Origin of the sequence: Sphingomonas sp., assembly GCF_035910975.1 — a bacterium.
Lineage (GTDB): Bacteria > Pseudomonadota > Alphaproteobacteria > Sphingomonadales > Sphingomonadaceae > Sphingomonas.
The window spans coordinates 204,779-224,255 of the sequence record NZ_JAMHWM010000039.1; the positions used below are offsets into that span (position 1 = coordinate 204,779).

Genomic DNA, 19,477 nt, shown 5'->3' on the forward strand with positions numbered 1-19,477 from the left:
GGCGGAAAAGATCGGGCGAGCATGTCGGGCCGTCTCAAATCTTGAGCTTGAGCGTGGCGAGCGCGGTGCGCGGTGCGCCGGGCATGACCCACATGCGGGCGTAGGAATTGACGAAAAAGCTTTCGTCGAAGAGGTTGTTGACGACGATCGACGCCTCGATGTTGTCTGTGAAGGCGTAGGAACCGAACAGGCGGGCGGTGGTGTAGGAGGGAAGCCGGAAGGTCGTGCCGACCTCGCCTAGCCGCGAGCTCACATGAAGCATCGCGCCACCCAATTTGAGGTCGCGCCCGCCGATGGCAAACACCCGCGACGCCTGAGCACTCAGCGTGTGCTTCGGCACGTTGAGCAGCCGGTCCCCGGGGCTGATCGCGACGCCGTTGGCATTTCGCGCGCCCGAGACCACCTCGGCATCGAGATAGGTGTAGGACAGCAGTGCATCGATCGCGCCCGGGAGGCGCCCCGACACCTCGAACTCGATGCCTCGGCTGCGCGCCTTGCCGACGGCGATCGCGAACCCCGGATTGGCAATGTCGCTGGTCAGGATGTTGGTCTTGCGCAGCTCGAACACGGAAGCGGTCGCGCTCAGGCCGCCGATGTCGAGTTTGGCCCCGAACTCGATCGATCGCGATGTTTCCGGATCGAAGGTCTCGCCCGACACGCTCGCGCCCGTGTTCGGTCGGAAGCCCTCGCCATAGGCGGCATAGAGATGGAACGGCTCAGATACCCGCCACACGATGCCGGCCTGCGGGCTGATGCGGGTCTCGGACTGCCGTGCGATCGTCGCATTGAGCCGGTTGTTGATCGTCTGGGTGAACTCGTCGTAGCGCGCGCCGACGCGCACCTCCAGCCGATCCCCGATGCGGATCTGGTCCTGCAGATATGCACCCCACGAACGCTGGATGATCGAGCGATTGTTGAGCGGGCTGAGGACCGGCGTCGGGAACCGGCCATAGACGGGGTTGAAGATGTCTATCTCAAACCCTTGCTGGGCAGTCGGCGTCGTCGACAACAGCGGCGCGCGATAACCGGCGACGAACAGCCCCTGGTCGAACGCATCCCGGTCCGCACCGATGATCACCCGGTGAAGGCCGAGCGGGCCGTCGAACCGGCCGCCCAGTTCCGCGCGGTAAACCTTGTGGTCGGCGTCATAGTCGCGATAGCGCACCTCGCGGGTCAGCGTGCGCCCGTCGACGAACAGCCGCTGTCGCGCGGCGGCGAGTTCCGCATCGGCCGAGCTGCCCTTCAGTTCGGTGTCGCGCAGGCCCACGCCGACCAGCAGGCTCCAGTCGGCGGAAAAGTCGTGCTGGAGCTGAAACTGGTGACCGAGCGCGGTGGCGACGTTCGGACCCAAATTGGGTTCTCCGAAGAAGCGGCTAGGCGGTACGATACCCAGATTGCTGCCGAGCGCGAATAACCCGCGATCGAGCGGAATCTCCGTGCGTGTCGCCTCCAGCTCATAGGTCAGACTGGTGTTCGCTCCGAGGCGCAGCAGGACCGACGGGGACACGCCGTACCGCTCGGAACGGATCGTGTCGCGGAAACTGTCCGCCGCCTCGTAGAAGCCGACCAGGCGTATCGCCGCAAATTCCGTTACGGGCAGGTTCGCATCCGCCTCGACGCGCCTGAAGTCGAAGCTCCCATATGTGGCTTCGAGCTTGCCGGCGAATGCCGATGTCGGCCGCTTGGTGACGATGTTGATGCTGCCACCCGGTTCACCGCGACCAAACAGCGCCGCGTTTGGGCCTTTCAGGATCTCGATCCGCTCGATGCCGGACGCATCCCGCGGCCCGGCAAAGCCGCGACCGGCGTTGAAGCCGTTCGCCAGATAGCCGCTCGGGTTGTTCTCGTCGCCGACGAGCCCGCGGATGGCAAAACTTTCCCAAAGCCCACCGAAATTGTTCTGGCGCGCGATGGAGGACGACAGGTCGAGCGCATCGGCAAGGCGCGTGATCTGCGCCTCTTCCAGACGCTCCTCGCCGAGCAGCGTGATCGCCTGCGGAATGTCAGCAGGCGCGATAAGGCCGCGATAGGCCTGGCGTTGCGCGGTAACGAGGATGTCCGCGTTCTGCGGGGCTGCCGGCTCCTCGACCGTGCTCGCGCTGGGAACAGGGGTCTCACCGGCCGATGTCGAATTCATGGAACGCGCCGCTGACGGCGTTACCGGAACCGCCAGGGCGGCGAGCGCAGTGCCGACAAGTAAACCAAGCTGCATGTGAATATCCCCCAAGTTTCTATTTCGCGATCGGGCCGCCCGTCATGCCGAGCGGTGACGCGGGCAGGCTGCGCTTCGTGGGCAGTCGCCAGTTGATGATGTGGCCGATCGCGAGGACGAGACTGCCGCCAACGCTCAGCCCGGTCTCGTAGAGCGCGGGCAGCCCTGCGGCCGCGCCGATGCCCAGGCACGCGAGACTGGCCACGCTCAATCCGATCGGCAGCCAAATCCCGTGTCGCCGGAACCCGCGGAGCATCGCAACCGCGCTGATCGGAACGACCATGCCGAACGCGAGAAGATGGAAGCTCTCCGGCACGTCTAGCAGTTGCGCCAGCGCAGGCCCTGCCGCGATAAGCAGCGGCAGGAGCAGGCAGTGGGCAAGGCATGCGCATGACGCGCCGATCGCGAGGCGATCGAAAATGGGCATCGACCCGCGCGCGCGCCGACCGGCCCGCGCTGCAGTGCTGGAAATGGACATGACGAAGTCCGATAGGGATCGCCTTCCGGCGATCGGAGCGACAGCCGGCACGCGTCGTGCGGGCATACGACGGGCCTGGAATCGGCGCGGAGCCGCCAGACCGCCTCGGCCCGCAATCGCGGACCGAAGCAGGATCAGCCGAGCGGGGGTTCCAACAGCGGCGGCGAGCTTCGACCAATCAACGAGGCTGGCGCGGCAACGAACCAGGCAACCGCCCGTGTGATGGCCCGCGTGGCCAGCGCCTGATCGTTCGGAACCAGGATTGCCGACAGCGTCGCGGCGGCGAAATCGGCCAACGACCCGTGCTTTTTCGCCGCGGCGTCGGCCTCGTTCTCGAGCTGTGCAACGAGCGCTTCCGACGCATCCGTGCTGGCGAGCGCCATCGCATGCGCCTGAGCGTCGGCGTGCCGGCATACCGAGAACGGCGCCGCGAACACGCCGCTCACGACAAAGGCGATCACCAGAAAGATATGCGACGCTCTGTGCATGAGTGATGAGATAACATTAACTTCGACCAACTTGCAAGGGGCGGCAAGGCGGGTTGGCCGGGCCACTGCCACCGGGCAAGTCGCCTGAGCCCTCCCTGTGTGGTCCCGGCATTTGACGGTGCATCCTCCGCAAGTAGGTGGAAGGATGGGCTATGGGCCAGTTTCTATATGAGTCTACAGCCTAGCTTGAAGATATTCAGCCGGACCGAGCTATCGGCAACCTACCGCACCTCGACGAACCGCTCACCCGCCGCCAGCAGCCGCTCGATCTGGTCCCATCTCGGCTCCAGCCACGCCGCCAGTGCGCGGTTGGTGGCGTTCCCGCACCGCAGCGCGAAGCGATCAGGCAGCCGCAGCGTCACGAAATCCTCGTCCTTGCTGACCAGGATCGCACCGTCCGCCTCCACGCGCGTTGCGATCGCGCTGTCGCTCGCCGAGACCATTCCGATATCCACGACATGCGCCGCCTCAAGCCCGCGCTCGCGCACACACGGCACCAGCGCCAGCGACAGTTGCGCGTCGATCAGGAAGTTCATTCGGCGGCGATGACGACCGGGTGATCAGCCAGCCCGGCCGTATAGGCCAGCCCCGCGCGCACGTCGGCTTCGCTGACATAGGGGAAGGCGGCGGCGATCTCCTGCGCGCTTGCCCCGCCCGCTAACGCCTCCAGCACGTCGCTGATCCGCATCCGCGTGCCCGCCGCGGTCGGCCGCCCGCCGCAAATCGCCGGGTCGATCGAGATGCGCGGATGGCCGTCGAGCGTCATGCCGGCAAAGTGCGGTTATTTCCGCTCCGGTCAATTTTATCAGCCGAACGCGTTGGCGCTGGCGCATTATGGCCAACCGTCCGCAGGAAAATTGCCTCTCTGGAAAAGTTGGAAATTCCCCTATAACTGGTCGCCCCTCTTTTGTTCTCATGGAGGGTCCCATGCCGATCGACATCAGCCACCTGCCGCACGCGCCCGCCTGGTTCGAGCCCATCCCCAGCGATCTCGAACCGCACCGCCACACCCCCGACAACCCCCGCCGCGCCGTCCACGAATGGCTCGGTCACATCGCCGCCGGCCGCATCGGTACGCGCACCCCCACACCCCCGCAGGTCGCCGCCAACCGCGACGCCACCGCCGCGCTGTTCGCGCGCATCGCCCGGGAGCGCCACGCATGACCGTCCATACGCCGATGGAGGGCCTCACCGCCCCGCGCCGCGCCGCCAAACCGGGCGCGCCCGTCACGCCCGCGCGCTATCTCAACCCCGCCGACATCGCCGACGACCGGCCCGACGCCATCGACACCGGGGTTCCGATCGAGGATTTCGCCGCCGAGGCCGCACAGGACGGCCCCGCCTTCACCCCGTCGCGCCGCCACGACGGCTGGACCGCCGATCGCCAGCGTGCCTTCCTCGATTACATCGCGCAAGGGTGCACCGTCGACGATGCGGCCACGCTCGTCGGCCTTTCCGCGGCGTCGGCCTACGCCTTTCGCCAGCGCGCCGCCGGCGCCGCCTTCGCGGTCGGCTGGCAGGCCGCGCTGCTGCTCCAACGCAATCGCCTCGCCGACGATCTCACCAGCCGCGCCTTTCGCGGCCAGATCGAGACGGTGATCCGCCCCGACGGCACCCAGGTCGAGCGCCACCGTTATGACAACCGCCTCGCGCTCGCTTTGCTCACCCGGCTCGACAGGATCGCCGCCGCAGACCTGCCCGATCGCACCGGCGATGCCCGCGCCGCGCGCCTCGCCGCGCAGGATTGGGAACGCTATCTCGATCTCATCGCCGACGAGGCGTCACCGGCCCGCGCCGGCCTGTTCCTCGCGCTGCGCGTCACCGAGGGGGAGGCCGCCGCGATCGCGCCGATCGCCGCGCTCGCCCGCGCAGACCTCTATCGCCGCACCCGCGCCGGCCATGCGGGCGAGATCGACACGTCCGATCTCGATCCCGCCACCCGCGCCGAATGGACCGCGGAGCAATGGGCGCGCGCCGAGGCCGCCGGGCTCGTCACGCTCGCCGCGCCGCCCCCGGAAGCCGAGCCCGAGCCCGAGCCCGAGGACGCGCGTGGCAACTCTCAACTTTCTCAACATTCGCCCGGATCCGTCCCCGCCGATCCCGTGTGGTGGGATGACGTTCGCCAGGGCTGGCGGACCCGTTTCCCGCCGCCCGACGGCTTCGACGGCAACGAACGGGGGCAATATGACGCCGAACGGTACGAACGCGACCTGACCGATCATGAACGCGATGCGTGGGAAGCCGCGTGCGAGGCGTCGCTCGACCGCCTGATCGCCGCCGACGCGCCCGCGCGCGACGCCTTCTTCGCGAGCCTGGCGGGCTTGCAGGCGGACGCGGATTCGCCCAGGATGTCCGACAATGAAAACGGTTCCAGAGGATGCGGTGATGGTCGGACAGGCGGCGCGGGGAACGGATAGCGGCGGCGGCGTCACGGGGTCCGGCGCGGGCGCGGCCTTCGCCACCGTCACCACCCTGTTCTTCGCCTGGGGCTTCATCACCTCGCTGATCGACCCGCTGGTCGCGGGCGTGAAGGGGATCTTCAACCTCACCGATCTCCAGGCCCAGCTCTCCGCCTCGGCCTTCTTCATCGCTTACGGCCTGATGAGCTTTCCCGCCGCGGTGCTGCTGTCGCGGATGAAGTCGGTGCCGACGGTGCTGGTCGCGATCCTGATGATGATCGCCGGCTGCATGGTCATGCTGCTCGCCGCCAACATCGCCGAATACAGCCTCGTGCTGCTCGGCCTGTTCGTGCTCGCCAGCGGGATCACCATCCTCCAGGTTGCCGCCAATCCGCTCGCCGCCGCGCTCGGCCACCCCAGCCGCAGCCACTTCCGCCTGACGCTCAGCCAGACGTTCAACTCGCTCGGCACCTTCCTGGGGCCCTGGATCGGCGCGACCCTGTTCCTCCAGGGGGTCGAGGTGAAGGAGGGGACGGTCATCACCGACGCGGTCCGCGATGCGGCGCTGGGCGGCATCGACCGCGCCTTCTTCTGGATCGCCGGGCTGCTCGTGCTGCTGTTCTGCTTCATCTTCGCCATGCGCCGCGTCGTCACCGCCGCCGCGCCGGCTGGCGCGCCGCCCAAGGGCTTTGTCGCCGCGATCCGGGAAGCGGTGTCGTCGCGCTGGGCGCTGCTCGGCGGGCTCGGCATCTTCCTCTATGTCGGCGCCGAAGTGGCGATCGGCACGATGATGACCCTGTTCCTCCACTCCGACGCCGTCTGGGGCCAGTCCGACGTCGCGTTCGGCGTGCCGCTGCTGGGATGGGCGATGGGCAGCGACGGCGTGCCCGGCGTGTCGCTGCAAGAGGCTGGCAAGGCCGTGTCCTTTTACTGGGGCGGGGCGATGGTCGGCCGGATGATCGGCACGATGCTGCTCACCCGCGTCCGCGCCTCCACGCTGCTCGCCGTGTTCGGCACCGTCAACGTCGCACTGGCGCTCTACGTCTTTTCGGTCGGCGGGGTTGCGGCGGGCTTCGTCGCGCTGTCGATGGGGCTGTTCAACTCGATCATGTTCCCGGTGATCTTCACCCTGACGCTGGAACGCTCCACCGCCAGCGAGGAAGCGACCTCGGGCTTTCTGTGCTTCTCGATCATCGGCGGCGCGGCGATCCCGCCGCTGACCGGGCTGGTCTCCGACGCCGCGGGCTACACCACCGCCTTCCTGGTGCCGGCGGCCTGCTACGCGCTCATCGTGCTGTTCGCCCTCGCCGCGTCACGGGCGATGACGAAGTCCGCCCCGCCCCCGGCTGCGGTGATCCACTAGGTTCAGGACCTACTAGATTGCTTGAGTGTGCGGCTCGGGGTGGTTCGTTGGTGGTGCGAGGAGGCGCTGCCATGAGCGATCCGGTCTGGTTGTCGGAGGCGCAGATGCGCCGGATCGAGCCGCATTTTCCGCTATCGCTCGGTGTGCCCAGGGTCGATGACCGGCGGATCGTCAGCGGTATCATTTTCGTGATCCGCAACGGGTTGCGCTGGCGCGACGCGCCAAAGGAATACGGGCCGCACAAGACGATCTACAACCGCTTCATCCGCTGGAGCCGTCTGGGCGTGTTCGACCGGATCTTCGCTGCGCTGGCGGCCAGGGGTGGCAAGAGCGACACGCTCTTGATCGACGCAACCCACCTCAAGACGCTCTGCACGCCTGACGCCCTATGAATACGTCGCCAGGATCCGAACCCCAGAGCAGGATCGCTTCATCGTCAACCCGACCCACCTTTTGCCGGGACTGAACAGCTAGGACCTGACGGCGCGACTGGCGGCGGGCCACAGCAGTGCGAGCGCGACGCTGGAAGCGGCGAGCGTGGCGAGCGCGGCGCCCAGCGCATCGAGCCGCGGCATCAGCAGCGCGGCGGCCACCGCCAGCACCACGACGGCGGCGAGACGGATCCGGAAAGCGGCGCCCGCCCGCCCGGTGCCGAGCAGCACGGGTTCGAACCCGATCCCCATCACGTCGATCGCAACCGCGAGGCTGAGGATCAGCACAAGCGGCCAGGCCCCGGCATAGGCGTTGCCGCCGACCAGCCGCAGGACATGCTCGCCCGCCAGCGGCACGAACAGGCAGATCACCGCGCCGACTGCGACGGTCAGCCGCGTCGACTGGCGGAACAGCCGTTTCAGGTCGTCGCGGGTCGCGCCGCGATCGGCGCGGCTGAATTCGGGGAACACCCCGCGCGAGAACATCTCCGCGATCTGGGCCAGCGCCTGGCTGAGCTGGAAGGCGAGGCGATAGGCGCCAGCCGCAGCGGGGCCGGTCACCAGCCCGACCAGGATCACCATTCCCTGCTTCGACGCGGCGTTGAGCGTGGCGGACACGTTGGTCAGCAGCGCGAACTGCCACAGCCCCGGATGCTCGGCGGGCGCCGACAGCGTTCCGGCCCAGCCGCGCATCAGCCCCGGCGCGACCCGCCACACCGCGCGCCAGTGGACGATCGCCGTCACCACCTCGGCCGCGGCCCAGGCGATCAGGAAGCCGCGCACGCTGGGTCCGGTCGCCACCACCGCCAGCGCGCCGACGAAACGCATGATCGGGGTCGCCGATTCAGCCAGCGCGCCGATGCCATAGCGGTCGTGAAGGCGCAGCACCCCGATCGCGCTGGAGCGGACCGACAGCATCAGCACCGCGCAGAACAGCATCGCGTCGCGCATCATCGCGCCGTCCCAGCCGAACCGGCCGGAAAGCAGCCACAGCGCAGCGGTCACGACGACGCACCCGACCACGGCCCCGCCGATGTCGAGCATGGCGCAGAACCGCACCAACCGGCCAAGCCCCGCGGTATCGCCGCTGCTCAGTTGCGGCACGCCGTAGCGCACCACCACCTGCCACGACTGGAAGAGCACTACCGCCGCCACCGCCTGGCCGACCGACAGGATCAGCATGAAATCGCCGAAACCGTCGAGCCCCAGCGTCCGCGTAGCGAGGCCGAGGTAGACAAGACTCAGGACCGCGCCGACTCCCTTGCCGGTCAGCAGCCAGCCCACGTTGCGCAGCGCGCGGGCGAACGGGCTGCGGGGGGCGGGCGCGTCGGTCACGCCGGTCCCCTTAGCGGCGCGGGAGGCCGCGTCAAAAGGAAGGTTGCCCGAGGCACCATGCGCTTCCTACATCGTGGCCATGCCGATCACCGTTGGTTTCCTCCTCAATCACGACGCGCTCCACCAGATCGGCCATGTCGCGTCGGCGATCCGCGCACTGGCGGAGGACGCCCGCGCCAGCGTGTGCGTGCTGACATCGACCGACGCGCAGCAGGCCAGGGTCTGCGAGCTTATCGGCGCCGAGGCGGCGGCGCGGGTTCGGTTCGTGGCACTAGACCTCAGTACCGTTGCCCGGTTGCTCGACAAGGGATTGCGGCGCGTGCTGCCGTTCCGGCGCGTCGCGGTGCTGTGGGAGAACCGCGCCGAGTTCGCCCGGCTAGACGTGCTGGTGGTGCCCGAATCGACCTCGCTGATCCTGCGGGACACATTCGGGCTGAAGCGGTTGTGCTTCGTGCGCATCCCGCATGGATCGGGCGACCGGTCGATCAGCTATCGCAAGGTCGGCAAGGGGTTCGACCTGACATTGGTGTCCGGCGAGAAGGTCCGCCGCGGGATGATCGACAACGGCGTCGTCACGCCGGATGCGATCGAGGTGGTCGGCTATCCCAAGTTCGACACCGTAGATATCCGCGGTCCCCGCCCCCCGCTGTTCGACAACGGCCGGCCGACCGCGCTGTACAATCCGCATTTCGATCCCCGGCTGTCGTCCTGGTATCCGATGGGTGAGGCGGTGGTGGACTGGTTCGCAACCCAGGCGCATCGCATCAACCTGACGGTCGCGCCGCACGTCATGCTGTTCAAGCGGCGGCTGCACTCGTCAGTGGAGCACCGCAGGATCGCGCGGCGCCGCGACCTGCCCGCGCGGTGGCGGGGGTTGCACAACGTGGCAGTCGACACCGGCAGCGTGCGATCGACCGACATGAGCTACACGCTGGGCGCCGACCTCTACATCGGCGACGCGTCGAGCCAGATTTACGAATTCATCGCGCGGCCGCGCCCGGCGATCTTCCTCAATCCCAACCGTCTCGACTGGCGCGACCGCCCGGAATTCGAACATTGGCGGCTGGGCGAGGTGGTGGAGACGATCGAGGAACTGGACGGCGCGGTGACCCGCGCGCTCGCCGATCCGCACCGTTTCGACGACCTCCAGCGCGCCGCGTTCGACTGGACCTTCGACCGTGCGGACCTGAACGCGGGCGCACGCGCGGCGGAGGCGATCCTGACGCATTTCGCCGGATTCAGGCCGCGGGCGTAACTTTCCGGCCATCTTCACGTCACAAATCTGTAGCGAAAGCGTTGGGGAAACGGACAGACCCGACGAATCACGTGAAGAACAGCATCTACGACATATTGGCGCTGCCGCGCCTGGCCTGGGAACCGGCGGGAGGTGGCGGCACCTCGTCGCTGATCGCGCTGCGGCCTTTCGCGCTGGGACGCGCCGCGCCGGGCCTGATCGGATTGATCCGCAACCCTCGCGCGCGCCACAATCTGGGCACCGACGCCTGCGTTGCGCGTCGCGACAACGTGCTCGCGGCCGCGCCGGCCAACCGCGCCGAACTGCGCGACGTGCTGGCGAGCTTCGCGGCGCGCGGCATCGATCTGCTGGTGATTGACGGAGGGGACGGCACGATTCGTGACGTGCTGACCTGCGCGGGCGACGCCTGGGGCAGCGCCTGGCCGCGCATCGCCATCCTGCCGTCGGGCAAGACGAACGCGCTGGCGGTCGATCTGGGCGTGCCGGCGGGCTGGACGTTCGACGACGCGATCAAGGCCGCGACGGACGGGCGGATCGTCAAGCGCGCGCCGCTGGAAGTCGGCCCGCGCGGCGGCGGCCTGGCGGTGCGCGGGTTCCTGTTCGGCGGGGGGGGCTTCGTCGCCGCGACCGAACTCGCCCAGCACACGCACAAGGCGGGCGCGTTCAACGGGCTGGCGGTCGGCCTAGCGCTGGCCGGTGCGATCGGATCGACGCTGTTCGGCGGTGCGGACAACCGCTGGCGGCGCGGCAGCCGCATCGCGCTGCGCTATACCGATGGCGTGTCGGCGATGCATGGCGCGGCGATCCACAGCGACGGCAACCGTTATGTGATGCTCGCCTCGACGCTGGAACGCTTCCCGATGGGGCTGAAGCCGTTCGGCACCCCGCGGCCGGGCATGAAGACTTTGGTGGTGGATGCGCCGCCGCGCCTGCTGGCGTGGAGCGCGCCGGGGGTGCTGACCGGCAGCGAGGCGCCGGCGTATGAGGCGCGGGGCTATCACCGCATCGACGCCCAGGCGGTGGAGATCGACCTGGAGGCCGGCTTCATCCTCGACGGCGAGATGTTCCCGGGCGGCGCCTATACGCTGCGCCGCGCCGCGCCGCTGCGCTTCGTCGCGCCGTGAGCCAGCCGCTTTCGGCGCTGGTGGCAGCGTCGCTCGACCGTTCGATGATCGATTGCGTACGCGGCATCGCCGCGACGCTGGGGCGGGAAACCGGCGCGCGGGCGGTGCTGTTCTACGGCTCCAACCTGCGCACCGGCGCGCTCGACGGCGTGCTCGATTTCTACGTGCTGCTCCCGGGCCCGCGCGAAAGCGGCATCTGGCCGCGCGTCGGATATCGCGAGTTTGATCACGGCGTGCGCACCCTGCGCGCCAAGATCGCGACGATGCGGATCGGCACGTTCCAGGCGGCGGCGGCGGACGAGACGCTGGATACGACGATCTGGACCCGTTTCGTCCAGCCCAGCGCGATCGCCTGGGCGGCGGATGACGCCGCGCGCGACGAGGTGACGGACGCGATCGCGGCGGCGGCGGTGACGGCATCGCGCTATGCCGCCGCGCTTGGGCCGGACAGCGGAGACGCCGCCGCCTACTGGCGCGCGCTGTTCCGCGCGACCTATGCCGCCGAGTTCCGCGTCGAGGCGAGCGGGCGCGAGGAGCAGATCATCGGCGTCAACCGCGCGCATCTCGACGCCCTGCTGCCCGCCGCCTGGAGCGCGGGTGGCGTCGCCTTCGCCGATGACGGTACTAGCCTGCGACCGCGACTTTCCGCCTGCGATCGCACGCGCGTGCTCGCCCGCTGGCGTACGCGGCGGCGGCTGGGCAAGCCGATCAACGTCGCCCGGCTTATCCGCGCCGCCTTCACCTTCGACGGCGCGGCGCGCTATGCCGCGTGGAAGATCGAGCGGCATACCGGCGTCCATGTGCCGATTACCGGCTGGCACGAACGCCATCCCGTCCTCGCCGCGCCGGGCGTGCTGTGGCGGGTGTGGCGGGCGAAGCGGTGAACGCTCCTGCGGCGCTGATCCTCGCCGGATCGCGCGGTGGGATCGATCCGGTCGCCGCCGACGAAGGCGTCAGCCACAAAGCGCTGATCGCCGTTGGCGGACAGCCGATGCTGGCGCGCGTCGCTGAGGCGCTGCGCGGCGCGGGCATCGCGCGAATCGCGGTGTCGGCGGATGACCCCGGCGTGGTCGCGCTGGCGGGCGAACTGGGGCTGGCGGTGCTCCCCCCCGCGGCCGGGCCGAGCCGCAGCGTCACGGTAGCGCTCGGCGAGCTGGGTACCCCGTTGATCGTGACCACCGCCGATCACGCGCTGCTGGAACCGCGCTGGGTGATCGATTTCCTCGCCGATGTGCCGCCGGGTGCCGATGTCGCGGTGCTGCTCGCCGAACGCGCGGTGGTAGAGGCCGCGATGCCCGGCACCCGGCGGACGTGGCTGCGCTTCGCCGACGGCGCCTGGTCGGGCTGCAACCTGTTCTATCTCGCAACGCCGCAGGCCGCGCGCGCGATCGACCTGTGGCGGACGGTCGAGGCCGATCGCAAGCGGCCGTGGCGGATCGTGCGGCGGTTCGGTGTCGGCACGCTGCTGCGCTATATCGCCGGGCGGCTGACGCTGGCGGAAGGCGTGGCCCGGCTCGGGCGGACGGCGGATGTCGCGGCGGCGGCGGTGCCTGCGCGCGCCGGGCTGGCGGCGGTCGATGTCGACAAGGCCGGCGACCTCGCCGACGTCCGCGCGATCATCGCCAGTCGAGGATAGGCCAGCCGCGCTCCGCCGCCAGCGCACGCAACGGTGCGTGGGGGTTCACCGCGAACGCCTCGTCCGCCCAGTCGAAGGTCGGGGCGTCGGTCGCGTGATCCGAATAGAAGCGGACGTGCGATTGCGCGCGATCGATCCCCTCGCGCGCCATCCATGCCGCGACCATGCGCAGCTTGTCCGGACCGTAGCAGTTGGCGCCGTCGATCCGCGAGGTCACGCGGCCGCGCGCGTCGATCGCAGCCTCGGTCGCCACAACATCGTCGATCCCCAGCGCGGCGGCGATCCGCGCCGAATAGAAGCGGTGTGCTGCGGTGGCGACGACGATTCGGAATCCCGCCGCCCGGTCCTCTGCGATCCGCGCACGAGCCTTGTCATAGATGTGCCGCGCGACGAATGCGTCGGCAAAGCGCTGCGCCAGAGCATCGGCCCTGTCCTGCGGCAGCGGCCCGACCAGCAGCCAGTGCATCGCCTGCTTCAGGCTGCGCCGTTCGATCAGGCCGATGCGATAGGCGAGCATCGCCGCGATCACGACAGGCGCCAGCAGCAGCCGCCACGGCGCCGCCGTGCGCGCGGCATACAACAGGTACGGCGTCCAGGTAGGGATGCGCGTGATCGTGCGGTCGAGATCGTAGATGGCGAGGCGGTGCATCACGCGGGACATAGCCAGCCCGTTCGCGAGCGGGAATGACGAAATACGGCGAGGCCTGTAGAGGACACGGCAGGAGATTTTCCGATGCGCCTGTTGCTTGCCCTGATCGCCCTGTTCGCCGCTCAGGCGTCCCACGCCGAAACGGTCGCCACCGCGCAATCGCCCGGCAAGGTGATCGCCGTCACCGTCGCGATCGATGCCGACGGCCGCGCGACCTACGCCGTCAGCCGGCGCGGCAAGCCGGTGCTCGCCCCCAGCGCGCTCGGCTTCCTGTTCACCGACGCGGCCAAGATCGACAGGAACCTCGAACTCGCCGATGCGACGACGTTGGCCAGCGACACGCGCTGGACCCAGCCGTGGGGCGAATGGACGACGATCCGCGACAATCATGTCGAGCTGCGGGTACGGCTGCGCGAAAAGGCGCTGCTCAAGCGCGAGATGACCGTCGTCTTCCGCCTGTTCGACGACGGGATCGGCTTTCGCTACGAAGTCCCGAAGCAGCCCAATCTGGGCGAGGCGCGCATCGCCGAGGAACTGACCAGCTTCGCCTTCGCGGGAGGCGCCACCGCCTGGTGGATCCCGGCCTATGAATGGAACCGCGAGGAATATCTCTACCGCAAGACCCCTCTCGCCGAGGTCGGCACGGCGCAGACGCCGATCACGCTGAAACTGGCGGACGGGATGCACGTCGCGCTGCACGAGGCGGCGCTGGTCGATTATTCGGGAATGAACGTCACGAGGGTCGACGGTTCCACGTTGCGCGCCAGCCTGACGCCGGGATCGGACGCGCCGAAGGTCGTGCGGACGGCCCCCTTCGCGACCCCGTGGCGAACGCTGGTGATCGCCGACGACGCGCCCGGCCTCTACATGAGCCACATCACGCTCAACCTGAACGAGCCGAACAGGCAGGGTGACGTCGCCTGGGCGAAACCGGGCAAGTTCATGGGTATCTGGTGGAACATGATACGCGGCGTCTGGTCGTGGGACCTCACCGACCGCCACGGCGCGAGCAACGCCAATGTGCGCCGCTACATCGATTTCGCCGCCGCCAACGGCATCCCCAACCTGCTGGTAGAAGGGTGGAACGTCGGCTGGGAAACCAACTGGGCGCGGCAGTATTTCACGAAGCCCACCGCCGATTTCGACGCGCCGGCACTGGCCGCCTATGCGAAGTCGAAGGGCGTGCGGCTGATCGGCCACCACGAGACCGGCGGCGGCGTGAGCTGGTACGAGGATCAGATGGACGCCGCCTTCGCCTATGCCGCCAGCCTCGGCATCGGCGCGGTCAAGACCGGCTATGTCGCCGACGCCGGCCAGATCGAGCGGGTCGACGCCGACGGCCGCAAGCGCCGCGAATGGCACGAGGGCCAGTGGATGGTGAACCACTCCCAGCGCGTGGTGGATACCGCCGCGAAGTATCGCATCGCGATCGACGCGCACGAGCCGGTCAAGGACACCGGCCTGAGGCGCACCTACCCCAGCTTAATGACGCGCGAGGGCGCGCGCGGCTATGAATATATGAGCTGGGCGGTGAAGAACACGCCCGAGCATGAGGCGAACCTGGTCTTCACACGGATGCTCGCGGGTCCGATGGATTACACGCCGGGACTGTTCAGCCTGAAGGGATCGAACGACAGCGACGTGCCGGCGACGCTCGCCAAGCAGCTGGCGAATTATGTCGTCATCTATTCGCCGCTGGTGATGGCGGCGGATACGCCGGAGACCTACGCGAAATACCCTGAGGCCTTCCGCTTCATCCGCGACGTGCCGACCGACTGGTCCGACACGCGGGTGCTGGCGGGCGAGGTGGGCGACCATGTGACGATCGTCCGCAAGGATCGCGCGTCGGACGACTGGTATCTGGGCGCCGTGGGCGACGAACAGGCGCGCACGACCGGGATCACGCTCGATTTCCTCGACGCCGGCCGAACCTATACCGCGCAAATCTATCGCGACGGGCCGGACGCCGATTATCGCACCGCCGGACGCCATTCGATCGCGATCGAGGAGCAACGGGTCGGCAGGGGCGACCGGCTGACGATCGCGCTGGCGCCCGGCGGCGGGCAGGCGATCCGGTTCGCCGCGAGCGCGCGCCGGCGATAAGGCCTATTCGGCCGGCGATCCGTCGCTGATCGTCAGCATGTCGTAGCGATCGGCGAGTTCCAGGTGGACACGGCGCGCCACCGGGTCTTCGCTGCGGTCGGCCGCACGCCGCTCCTGCTCGGCGCGTCGCGTATAATAATCGTGTGAAAGACGTGGTCCGGTCATGACGGGAGACTCCGGCACGCAAGCGGGGAACTTTCCAGTTGTTCTCTGTCGGCGGCGCGCTTGAAGCCGGGGCCCGCCGATGCCCTTTCGTTAGCATGCGAATCAAGGGCTGTCCTTGATCGAAAGCAGTTGCCGCGCGTGTAACCGCGCCGCCCACCCTCCGCCGCAAACGGGGTGGCGCGACGGGTGGCTTTTCGCTACGGGCGATGCCCATGAACGGTGAGGGCATGCCGCCGCGCGCGGTCGATTATTCGCGCGTCTTTTCCCAGGCGATCGACCGGCTGCATGCCGAGGGCCGCTACCGCGTGTTCATCGACATCCTGCGCAACAAGGGCATGTTCCCCAACGCGCGCTGCTTCGCGGGGCACAACGGGCCGAAGCCGATCACGGTGTGGTGCTCGAACGACTATCTCGCGATGGGCCAGCACCCCAAGGTGATCGCGGCGATGGAAGAGGCGCTGCACGATGTCGGCGCTGGTTCGGGCGGCACGCGGAACATCGGCGGCAACACCCATTATCATGTCGATCTGGAGGGCGAGCTCGCCGACCTGCACGGCAAGGAAGGCGCGCTGCTGTTCACGTCGGGCTATGTCTCGAACGAGGCGACGTTGTCGACGCTGGCCAAGGTGCTGCCGGGCTGCGTCATCTTTTCCGACGAACTCAACCACGCCAGCATGATCGCCGGCATCCGTAATTCAGGGTGCGAGAAGCAGGTGTGGCGCCACAACGACCTCGCCCATCTCGAACAATTGCTGGCCGCCGCCGATCCCTCGGCGCCCAAGCTGATCGCGTTCGAGAGCGTCTATTCGATGGACGGCGACGTCGCCCCGCTCCACGCGATCTGCGACCTGGCGGACAAGTATAACGCGCTGACCTATCTCGACGAGGTCCATGCGGTCGGCATGTACGGCCCGCGCGGCGGCGGGATTTCCGAACGCGACGACGCGGCGCGCCGGATCACCGTGATCGAGGGCACGCTGGGCAAGGCGTTCGGCGTGATGGGCGGCTATATCGCCGCCGACCGCACGATCATCGACGTGATCCGCAGCTATGCGCCGGGCTTCATCTTCACCACCAGCCTGTCGCCGGTGCTGGTCGCCGGCGTGCTGGCAAGCGTCCGCCACCTGAAATCATCGAGCGTCGAGCGCGAGGGGCAGCAGGCCGCCGCCGCGACGCTCAAAGCACTGTTCGAAGGCGCGAACCTGCCGGTGATGCCGACCGAAACGCATATCGTCCCGCTGATGGTCGGCGATCCGGTGAAGGCTAAGCGGATCAGCGACATCCTGCTCGCCGAATACGGCGTCTACGTCCAGCCGATCAACTATCCGACCGTGCCGCGCGGCACCGAGCGGCTGCGCTTCACCCCCGGCCCCGCGCACGACGAGGTGATGATGCGCGAGCTGACGCAAGCGCTCGTCGAGATCTGGGGCCGGCTGGAACTGAAGCTGGCGGCGTAAGAGCCCTCAGTCCCGGCAGTAACCTTCGCCGGGCTTGACCGTCAGGCAGTCCTTCTTGCCGGCCAGCCATTTCAGGCCGGTCGCGTCGCCATCTGTGTGGACTGCCGTCTCGGCGACGCCGCCGCGCATGAAGCGCAGACCCTCGGCCGTCACCGATCCGTCGAACCGGCCCTTCATGTCGGCGTCGAGGCCCCACACAATATCGAGTGTCACGCCGCCGCCGGGCTTCGCGGTCACGTTCAGCATCATGCCCTCGACCCCGACCCAGCGGCCGACATAATCGGCATCGGTTCTGGCCATCATCGCGCCGGCGGCGTTGGTTCCGTTCGCCGCCGACACCTCGGGCGCCAGGTCGCCCTCGGCCGGCATCACGTCCTCGGTGCCGTTGACCTCCACCGCGCTGACGTTGTTCGCGACCGGGAGGGGATCGGAACAGGCGGCGAGCAGGCCGGTGGCAGCAAGGATAAGGGCAGGGGCTTTCATGGGCGGTCTCCGACGGGTTGGGACGGTTCAACCCCGCAACCGTGCGGGACGTTCCGGCGCTTTCCGGGTGGCGCTTCCCGGCCGGTGGCGCTAGAGGGCGCGCGACCCCAGAGTCAAAGGACCATCGCCGCCTCCATGCGCATCGCCATCGCCGCGGATCATGCCGCGTTCGCCCTCAAGCAGGAGCTCAGCCGCTGGCTGGCCGAGACGGGGCACGATGTGCTCGATCTCGGGCCCGACAGCGACGCCCGCGTCGACTACCCAGATTTCGGCTACCGGTTGGCGCGCGCGATCAGCGACGGCGCGGCGGAACGCGGCGTGGCGCTGTGCGGATCGGGCATCGGCATCTCGATCGCCGTCAACCGCGAACGCGCCTGCCGCTGCGCGCTGGTCAGTGAGCCGCTTTCGGCCGAACTCGCTCGCCGGCACAATGACGCAAACGTCGTCGCGCTCGGCGCGCGCCTGACAGGCATCGACATGGCCAAGGCGTGCGTCACCGCCTTCCTGAACACCGAATTCGAAGGCGATCGCCACACCGCGCGCGTCGCCAAACTGTCCAGCCCCGACCTCGATGGAGACGCCGCATGAGCACCAACCCCGTCATCGCCAATGATGTTCAGCCCGACGGCTTCTTCACGCGCGGCCTGGCCGATGCCGATCCGGCGGTGTTCGCCGGCGTCGCGCACGAACTGGAGCGCGAACAGACCCAGATCGAGCTGATCGCGTCCGAGAATATCGTGTCCAAGGCGGTGCTGGAGGCGCAAGGGTCCGTCTTCACCAACAAGTACGCCGAAGGCTATCCGGGCAAGCGCTATTATCAGGGCTGCCACCCGTCGGACGAGGTCGAGCAACTCGCGATCGACCGGGCGAAGCAGCTGTTCGATTGCGGCTTCGCCAACGTCCAGCCGCATTCGGGCGCGCAGGCCAACGGCGCGGTGATGCTGGCGCTGACGAAGCCCGGAGACACCATCCTGGGCCTCAGCCTCGACGCCGGCGGCCACCTGACCCACGGCGCGAAGGCGGCGATGAGCGGCAAGTGGTTCAATGCCGTCCCATATGGCGTGCTGCCCGACAGCCACCTGATCGATTATGACGAGGTGGAGCGGCTGGCCGTCGAGAACAGGCCGACGCTCATCATCACCGGTGGGTCGGCCTATCCGCGTCAGATCGATTTCGAACGCTTCCGGGCGATCGCCGACAAGGTGGGCGCGAAGTTCATGGTCGATATGGCGCATTTCGCCGGGATCGTCGCGGGCGGGCTGCACCCCTCACCGCTGCCCTGGGCCGATGTGGTGACGACGACGACGCACAAGACCCTGCGGGGCCCGCGCGGCGGCATGGTGCTGACCAATGACGAGGGGGTCGCCAAGAAGATCAATTCGGCCGTCTTCCCCGGCCTTCAGGGCGGTCCGCTGATGCACGTCATCGCCGCCAAGGCGGTCGCGTTCGGCGAGGCTCTGCAACCCGAATACAAGGGTTATATCAAGGCGGTGGTGGAGAACGCCAAGGTGCTGGCCGCGACGCTGAAGGAACGCGGTGCGGACCTGGTTTCGGGGGGCACCGACACGCATCTGGCGCTGGTCGATCTGACGCCGCTGGGCGTCACCGGGCGGGACGCGGACGAGGCGCTGGAACGCGCCGGCATCACCTGCAACAAGAACGGCATCCCCAACGATCCGCTGCCCCCGGTCAAGACCAGCGGCATCCGCGTAGGCAGTCCGGCGGGTACCACCCGCGGTTTCGGCACGGCGGAATTCCGCGAGATCGGCAACATGGTCGCCGACGTTCTCGATGGGCTGAAGGCGAAGGGCGAGGCGGGGGATCAGAATGTCGAGGCGGACGTTCGGACCCGCGTGCGCGCGCTGTGCGCACGTTTCCCAATCTATCAAGGATAAGCGA

General features: G+C 68.4%; 20 protein-coding genes and 1 pseudogene. 12 read left to right on the forward strand and 9 right to left on the reverse strand.

Going from position 1 to position 19,477, the window contains the following annotated elements:
* Nucleotides 1-34 precede the first annotated feature (34 nt).
* The 5 genes from VYI76_RS14310 to VYI76_RS14330 all read right to left on the reverse strand — a co-directional run bounded on the left by VYI76_RS14310 (nt 35) and on the right by VYI76_RS14330 (nt 3,944).
* Nucleotides 35-2,137, reverse strand: coding sequence for a TonB-dependent siderophore receptor (locus VYI76_RS14310; RefSeq protein ID WP_326525464.1), 2,103 nt, complete (start codon nt 2,135-2,137; stop codon nt 35-37).
* A gap of 94 nt (nt 2,138-2,231) precedes the next feature.
* Entirely contained in the window at nt 2,232-2,690 is a 459-nt protein-coding gene (locus VYI76_RS14315) for a MerC domain-containing protein (protein ID WP_326525465.1), read from the reverse strand.
* 134 nt (nt 2,691-2,824) lie between these two features.
* Entirely contained in the window at nt 2,825-3,178 is a 354-nt protein-coding gene (locus VYI76_RS14320; protein WP_326525466.1) for a hypothetical protein, read from the reverse strand.
* A gap of 221 nt (nt 3,179-3,399) precedes the next feature.
* Complete coding sequence (locus VYI76_RS14325; protein ID WP_326525467.1) at nt 3,400-3,714, reverse strand: DUF5615 family PIN-like protein; 315 nt, start codon at nt 3,712-3,714, stop codon at nt 3,400-3,402.
* Complete coding sequence (locus tag VYI76_RS14330; RefSeq protein ID WP_326525468.1) at nt 3,711-3,944, reverse strand: DUF433 domain-containing protein; 234 nt, start codon at nt 3,942-3,944, stop codon at nt 3,711-3,713. The genes VYI76_RS14325 and VYI76_RS14330 overlap by 4 nt, the downstream gene beginning before the upstream one ends.
* A 161-nt stretch (nt 3,945-4,105) precedes the next feature.
* On the opposite strand from VYI76_RS14330, the gene VYI76_RS14335 reads away from it, so the two are divergent.
* The 4 genes and pseudogenes from VYI76_RS14335 to VYI76_RS14350 form a co-directional block, all read left to right on the forward strand.
* On the forward strand, nt 4,106-4,342 hold the full coding sequence (locus VYI76_RS14335) for a hypothetical protein (RefSeq protein ID WP_326525469.1): 237 nt from the start codon (nt 4,106-4,108) through the stop codon (nt 4,340-4,342).
* Nucleotides 4,339-5,595: a hypothetical protein gene (locus VYI76_RS14340; RefSeq protein WP_326525470.1), complete on the forward strand. Its 1,257-nt coding sequence runs from the start codon at nt 4,339-4,341 to the stop codon at nt 5,593-5,595. Before VYI76_RS14335 ends, VYI76_RS14340 begins: the two co-directional genes overlap by 4 nt.
* The gene (locus tag VYI76_RS14345; RefSeq protein WP_326525471.1) at nt 5,537-6,940 is read left to right on the forward strand and encodes an MFS transporter; all 1,404 of its coding nucleotides are present in this window, start codon (nt 5,537-5,539) and stop codon (nt 6,938-6,940) included. The genes VYI76_RS14340 and VYI76_RS14345 overlap by 59 nt, the downstream gene beginning before the upstream one ends.
* Nucleotides 6,941-7,011: 71 nt before the next feature.
* Nucleotides 7,012-7,329, forward strand: a pseudogene (locus tag VYI76_RS14350) (transposase); the annotation flags it as partial.
* 81 nt (nt 7,330-7,410) lie between these two features.
* Here VYI76_RS14350 and VYI76_RS14355 read toward each other — a convergent pair.
* On the reverse strand, nt 7,411-8,706 hold the full coding sequence (locus tag VYI76_RS14355; RefSeq protein ID WP_326525472.1) for a lipopolysaccharide biosynthesis protein: 1,296 nt from the start codon (nt 8,704-8,706) through the stop codon (nt 7,411-7,413).
* A gap of 79 nt (nt 8,707-8,785) precedes the next feature.
* Here VYI76_RS14355 and VYI76_RS14360 point away from each other — a divergent pair, with 79 nt between their 5' ends.
* The 4 genes from VYI76_RS14360 to VYI76_RS14375 all read left to right on the forward strand — a co-directional run bounded on the left by VYI76_RS14360 (nt 8,786) and on the right by VYI76_RS14375 (nt 12,721).
* On the forward strand, nt 8,786-9,961 hold the full coding sequence (locus VYI76_RS14360) for a hypothetical protein (RefSeq protein WP_326525473.1): 1,176 nt from the start codon (nt 8,786-8,788) through the stop codon (nt 9,959-9,961).
* Nucleotides 9,962-10,032: 71 nt separating this feature from the next.
* Entirely contained in the window at nt 10,033-11,085 is a 1,053-nt protein-coding gene (locus VYI76_RS14365; protein ID WP_326525474.1) for an acylglycerol kinase family protein, read from the forward strand.
* Entirely contained in the window at nt 11,082-11,969 is an 888-nt protein-coding gene (locus tag VYI76_RS14370) for a hypothetical protein (protein ID WP_326525475.1), read from the forward strand. The genes VYI76_RS14365 and VYI76_RS14370 overlap by 4 nt, the downstream gene beginning before the upstream one ends.
* Nucleotides 11,966-12,721: a nucleotidyltransferase family protein gene (locus VYI76_RS14375; RefSeq protein ID WP_326525476.1), complete on the forward strand. Its 756-nt coding sequence runs from the start codon at nt 11,966-11,968 to the stop codon at nt 12,719-12,721. The genes VYI76_RS14370 and VYI76_RS14375 overlap by 4 nt, the downstream gene beginning before the upstream one ends.
* Here VYI76_RS14375 and VYI76_RS14380 read toward each other — a convergent pair.
* Nucleotides 12,702-13,370, reverse strand: coding sequence for an HAD family hydrolase (locus tag VYI76_RS14380; protein WP_326525477.1), 669 nt, complete (start codon nt 13,368-13,370; stop codon nt 12,702-12,704). The two genes, VYI76_RS14375 and VYI76_RS14380, sit on opposite strands and share 20 nt — an antisense overlap.
* Before the next feature lie 84 nt (nt 13,371-13,454).
* Here VYI76_RS14380 and VYI76_RS14385 point away from each other — a divergent pair, with 84 nt between their 5' ends.
* Nucleotides 13,455-15,473 carry a glycoside hydrolase family 97 protein gene (locus VYI76_RS14385; protein ID WP_326525478.1) on the forward strand — a complete coding sequence of 673 codons (2,019 nt, stop codon included), beginning with the start codon at nt 13,455-13,457 and terminating at the stop codon, nt 15,471-15,473.
* Between the two features lie 3 nt (nt 15,474-15,476).
* Here the strand turns inward: VYI76_RS14385 and VYI76_RS14390 are convergent, their stop codons facing one another.
* Nucleotides 15,477-15,638 (reverse strand): hypothetical protein, encoded by a 162-nt coding sequence (locus tag VYI76_RS14390; RefSeq protein WP_326525479.1) that lies wholly within the window; start codon nt 15,636-15,638, stop codon nt 15,477-15,479.
* A gap of 212 nt (nt 15,639-15,850) precedes the next feature.
* Here VYI76_RS14390 and hemA point away from each other — a divergent pair, with 212 nt between their 5' ends.
* Complete coding sequence (hemA, locus tag VYI76_RS14395) at nt 15,851-17,095, forward strand: 5-aminolevulinate synthase (RefSeq protein WP_326525480.1); 1,245 nt, start codon at nt 15,851-15,853, stop codon at nt 17,093-17,095.
* Between the two features lie 6 nt (nt 17,096-17,101).
* Here hemA and VYI76_RS14400 read toward each other — a convergent pair whose 3' ends face one another.
* A complete protein-coding gene (locus tag VYI76_RS14400) occupies nt 17,102-17,578 on the reverse strand; it encodes a hypothetical protein (protein WP_326525481.1) in 477 nt (158 codons plus the stop codon).
* A gap of 135 nt (nt 17,579-17,713) precedes the next feature.
* Between VYI76_RS14400 and rpiB the strand changes: the two genes are divergently transcribed.
* Nucleotides 17,714-18,166 (forward strand): ribose 5-phosphate isomerase B, encoded by a 453-nt coding sequence (gene rpiB / locus VYI76_RS14405; RefSeq protein WP_326525482.1) that lies wholly within the window; start codon nt 17,714-17,716, stop codon nt 18,164-18,166.
* Nucleotides 18,163-19,473 (forward strand): serine hydroxymethyltransferase, encoded by a 1,311-nt coding sequence (gene glyA, locus VYI76_RS14410; RefSeq protein WP_326525483.1) that lies wholly within the window; start codon nt 18,163-18,165, stop codon nt 19,471-19,473. Before rpiB ends, glyA begins: the two co-directional genes overlap by 4 nt.
* The last annotated feature ends 4 nt before the right edge of the window (nt 19,474-19,477 follow it).

Excerpts from the sequence above, each read along its gene's own strand:
- VYI76_RS14310 (WP_326525464.1), bottom strand. The coding sequence starts at position 2,137 with ATGAATTCGACATCGGCCGGTGAGACCCCTGTTCCCAGCGCGAGCACG.
- VYI76_RS14315 (WP_326525465.1), bottom strand. The coding sequence starts at position 2,690 with ATGTCCATTTCCAGCACTGCAGCGCGGGCCGGTCGGCGCGCGCGCGGG.
- VYI76_RS14320 (WP_326525466.1), bottom strand. The coding sequence starts at position 3,178 with ATGCACAGAGCGTCGCATATCTTTCTGGTGATCGCCTTTGTCGTGAGC.
- VYI76_RS14325 (WP_326525467.1), bottom strand. The coding sequence starts at position 3,714 with ATGAACTTCCTGATCGACGCGCAACTGTCGCTGGCGCTGGTGCCGTGT.
- VYI76_RS14330 (WP_326525468.1), bottom strand. The coding sequence starts at position 3,944 with ATGACGCTCGACGGCCATCCGCGCATCTCGATCGACCCGGCGATTTGC.
- VYI76_RS14335 (WP_326525469.1), top strand. The coding sequence starts at position 4,106 with ATGCCGATCGACATCAGCCACCTGCCGCACGCGCCCGCCTGGTTCGAG.
- VYI76_RS14340 (WP_326525470.1), top strand. The coding sequence starts at position 4,339 with ATGACCGTCCATACGCCGATGGAGGGCCTCACCGCCCCGCGCCGCGCC.
- VYI76_RS14345 (WP_326525471.1), top strand. The coding sequence starts at position 5,537 with ATGAAAACGGTTCCAGAGGATGCGGTGATGGTCGGACAGGCGGCGCGG.
- VYI76_RS14360 (WP_326525473.1), top strand. The coding sequence starts at position 8,786 with ATGCCGATCACCGTTGGTTTCCTCCTCAATCACGACGCGCTCCACCAG.
- VYI76_RS14380 (WP_326525477.1), bottom strand. The coding sequence starts at position 13,370 with ATGCACCGCCTCGCCATCTACGATCTCGACCGCACGATCACGCGCATC.
- VYI76_RS14385 (WP_326525478.1), top strand. The coding sequence starts at position 13,455 with ATGCGCCTGTTGCTTGCCCTGATCGCCCTGTTCGCCGCTCAGGCGTCC.
- VYI76_RS14390 (WP_326525479.1), bottom strand. The coding sequence starts at position 15,638 with ATGACCGGACCACGTCTTTCACACGATTATTATACGCGACGCGCCGAG.
- hemA (WP_326525480.1), top strand. The coding sequence starts at position 15,851 with ATGAACGGTGAGGGCATGCCGCCGCGCGCGGTCGATTATTCGCGCGTC.
- VYI76_RS14400 (WP_326525481.1), bottom strand. The coding sequence starts at position 17,578 with ATGAAAGCCCCTGCCCTTATCCTTGCTGCCACCGGCCTGCTCGCCGCC.
- rpiB (WP_326525482.1), top strand. The coding sequence starts at position 17,714 with ATGCGCATCGCCATCGCCGCGGATCATGCCGCGTTCGCCCTCAAGCAG.
- glyA (WP_326525483.1), top strand. The coding sequence starts at position 18,163 with ATGAGCACCAACCCCGTCATCGCCAATGATGTTCAGCCCGACGGCTTC.